The 3,292-nt window shown below is 72.7% G+C and carries 3 protein-coding genes and 1 pseudogene; 3 read left to right on the top strand and 1 reads right to left on the bottom strand.

The genetic code is table 11. The features are described 5' to 3' along the window. Nucleotides 1–817 (bottom strand): DUF3626 domain-containing protein (locus tag ACLU3S_RS36440; protein WP_413956262.1); only part of this gene is annotated, 817 nt, incomplete at its 3' end. A gap of 83 nt (nucleotides 818–900) precedes the next feature. Here ACLU3S_RS36440 and ACLU3S_RS36445 point away from each other — a divergent pair. From ACLU3S_RS36445 to ACLU3S_RS36455, 3 genes and pseudogenes are all read left to right on the top strand, one after another. After that, complete coding sequence (locus ACLU3S_RS36445; RefSeq protein WP_413956263.1) at nucleotides 901–1,395, top strand: FBP domain-containing protein; 495 nt, start codon at nucleotides 901–903, stop codon at nucleotides 1,393–1,395. Between the two features lie 64 nt (nucleotides 1,396–1,459). Then, nucleotides 1,460–2,713, top strand: a complete 1,254-nt coding sequence (locus ACLU3S_RS36450; RefSeq protein WP_413956264.1) for an FUSC family protein — start codon at nucleotides 1,460–1,462, stop codon at nucleotides 2,711–2,713. Nucleotides 2,714–2,745: 32 nt separating this feature from the next. Then, nucleotides 2,746–3,292 (top strand): annotated as a pseudogene (locus ACLU3S_RS36455) (hypothetical protein); the annotation flags it as partial.

Below are 3,292 nucleotides of genomic sequence, written 5' to 3' on the forward strand. Positions count from 1 at the left end.
GGGTGTGCCAGACCATCTTCAGGTCCTGGAGGCCGTGGCGGCCGCTGCGGGCCGCGTCGCCGATGATGCGCGGGGTGAGCAGTCCGCGCTCGGCGATGCGGGCGCCGAGGTCGGCGTACTCCGGGCCCCGGTAGTCGGCGTGCCGGTACAGCTCGGGCACGGTGAGTCGGTAGCCGGGGTGCCACTCCAGGGGGAAGGGCAGCCGCCGGGCCGCCTCCTCCACGGAGGTGCCCCGGTAGCTCGCGTCCAGGACGAGTGCCTCCACGTCCCGGGCGAGCAGCACCCCGCCGTGCACGTGGCCCTCGATGTAGTCGTTGAGGGCGTCCCGCTCGTCCGCCTCGGCGAGGGCGATCAGGGACAGGGCGCCGGCCACGCCGAAGTCGGCGGGCTCGGCCGCGCTGTCCGGGTAGCAGAAGGTGGCCCGGGCCAGGACGGCACCGGTCAGCCTGAGGTGCGAGGAGCCGAAGCGGGGAGCGGCGCCGACCACCTGGTGCCTGAAGTTCAGCGCGCCGTACAGCGGGCGCTCCACGGGGTCGGCGTCGTCGTACGCGCCGCCGAAGATGCGGCTCTCCCAGCCCCAGCGGTCGCCGCCCGGGTGCGCGGTGAGGCCGCCGTTGCTGGTTCCGGTGACGAACTGGGAGCGGTAGGCGCCGTCCCGGGCCAGGGACCGGAGGATCGGCAGCCCGCCCGACATCCGGTCGGGATGGAAGTTCAGGGTGATGCGCGGGCCCGGGGCGAGCGGCGCGCCGGACGCGCGGGCGGCCACGTGCCGCAGTGCGCGCCGGGCTCGCGACGGGACCGCGTCCGGGAAATCCATTGGCCCACTCTCCCTGGGGTACCTAGGCTGCCGAGGAACCTGGACCCCCTGGGTTCCGGCGCCGCACGACGAAGGACTCCCCCATGAGATCGCTCACCGAACAGGACATCCGCAACTCATTTGTCAACTGTTCCAAGGGGGAGGCCAAGCGGCTGGCGGTGCCGCGGGATCTCGGCGAACGCCCGTGGGACGATCTGGACTTCCTGGGCTGGCGCGATCCGGGCGCACCCGACCGCAGCTATCTGGTCACCGAGCGCGACGGCCGGCTGGTCGGCGTCGCCCTGCGCTTCCCCGCCTCGCAGCGCGGATTCCTGCACCGCAGCATGTGCTCGGTGTGCCTGACCACGCACCCCGGCGGAGGGGTCTCGCTGATGACGGCGCGGAAGGCGGGCGCGGCGGGCCGCGAGGGGAATTCGGTCGGCGTGTACATGTGCACCGACCTGGCGTGTTCGCTGTACGTGCGCGGCAGGAAGGTGCCGGAGTCGGGCACCCGGTTCGAGGAGAGCCTGACGCTTGCGGAGCAGATCGCCCGCACAAGGCGCAATCTGTCCTCCTTCGTCGACAAGCTCTGCTCCTGAGGCCGCCGCCCGCCCCCCGATCGGTCACGTTCGACGCACCCGAGGAACGGGAACAGGCCAAGGGATGCACGACGAACACAAGTGGACCAAGGGTGCGCTGCGCCTGGTGAGGCGCTACCGGGAGCCGGTGGTCGTCCAGACGCTGAGATCGGCCGCCGCCGCGACGGTCGCCTACGTCGTCGCGCTCCGGCTGAGTCCCGAGCCTGCCCCCCTGACCGCCCCCCTGACCGCTCTGCTGGTCGTCCAGGTGACGTTCTACGCCACGCTCACCAACGGCATCCGCCGGGTGAACTCGGTGGTGGCCGGCGTGCTGGTCGCCATCGCGTTCAGCGGGCTCGTGGGGCTGACCTGGTGGAGCCTGGCGCTGCTGATCGTGGCCGCGCTGGCCGTGGGCCACCTGGTGCGGGTCGACGAGTACGTGGCCGAGGTGGCGATCAGCGCCATGCTGGTGCTCGGGGTGACCACCGTCGGCTTCACCGCCTGGGCTCGGATCGTGGAGACCCTGATCGGCGCGGTCGTCGGCACGGCCTGCAACCTGCTGCTGCCGCCGCCGGTGTGGGTGGACGAGGCGGGCCGTTCGATCGAGGACCTGGCGCGCCGGGTGCGCCAGTTGATGCTGCGGATGGGCGAGGAGGCCGCGGGGGGCATCCCCTGGGAGCGGGCGGCCGAGCGGCTGCACGAGGCACGCCGGCTGGACCAGCACATCGCCCAGGTGGACGCGTCGCTGCGGCAGGCCGAGGACAGCCTGCGGCTCAATCCCCGGGTCAAGGAGGGGCTGCTGCACCGGGTGGTGCTGCGTACCGGTCTGGACACGCTGGAGATCTGCACGGTGGTGCTGCGGGTGCTGGCCCGCACCTTCACGGACCTGGCGAAGTCCCGCGACGGTGAGCAACTGTTCCCGGGGCAGACCGGGGCGACCGTGGAGCAGCTGCTGTCGGAGATCGGTGACGCGGTGGTCAGCTTCGCGGTCCTCGTGACCACCCATCTGAGCGAGAACGCCGAATCGGCGGAGGCGAGGCTCACGGCCGAGCTGCACACGGCGGCCGGGACCCGGGACCGGCTGGCCGAGATGTTCCAGGACGAGATCCGCGAGGACTGGGACAACTGGCACCTGCTGGGGGCGGTGCTCACCGAGACGAGCCGGATGGTCGACGAGCTGAACACCGAGCACCGCACCCGCCGCCTGCTGGAGGAGCTGGACCGCGTGTCCCAGAGGCAGCGCGCGAAGCTGCCCCGGCTGACCCGGCTGCGCGAGCGGCTCGGCGTCCAGGAGGAGCTGTGGCGGAACCGTGCCCGGTTCGCCAAGCGTTCTGGGTAGAGGAACCGGCACATGACCGAGGGGGCGGACGGATGAGCGGTACAGGGGTGCGGATCGACGGGAACACACTGCGGCTGCCGGGCGGGGTGGCGGTGCGGTTCGTCCGCACGCTGCGGCTGCCCGAGAAGGGCACGCATCCGCTGCCGCCGGGGCTGGGCGAGTTCCCGGTGCGGCGGGTCGCGGATCACGCCGACCGGGTCCCCGAGGAGTGGCGGGCCCGCGGTGGCGTGATGCTGCCGGTGTACCTGCGCGAGGCGATGTGGCTGAGCTTCGCCGGTACGACGCAGCCGGCGGCGCTCCAGGTCGGGGTGGGCAAGGTGTGCGCGGTGTCCGGCAGGCCCTGGAGCGGCCGGCTCTCCCGGCGCCCGCAGAACTACCTCGTACTCCCCCGACAGCCCTGGCTGGACGGCATCAACTCGGGCAAGGGCACGGTCCGGCAGTTCGTCGCCGTGCCGCTCGGGCTCGGCGCGAGTGTGGAGGGGCAGGTCACCGGCGAGGAGGTGTGGGGCGGCGTCCAGCTGCAGGCCTTCCCGCTGCGGGAGGACCTCCTCGCCGAGTGGCGGCGCCGGGAGCGGGAGC

The sequence above is a fragment of the Streptomyces sp. AF1A genome, from assembly GCF_047340315.1.
In the GTDB taxonomy this organism is placed as follows: Bacteria; Actinomycetota; Actinomycetes; order Streptomycetales; family Streptomycetaceae; genus Streptomyces.

Bases quoted from the DNA above. Each gene is read 5' to 3' on its own strand.
- ACLU3S_RS36450 (WP_413956264.1), top strand. From the start codon at position 1,460: ATGCACGACGAACACAAGTGGACCAAGGGTGCGCTGCGCCTGGTGAGG.
- ACLU3S_RS36445 (WP_413956263.1), top strand. From the start codon at position 901: ATGAGATCGCTCACCGAACAGGACATCCGCAACTCATTTGTCAACTGT.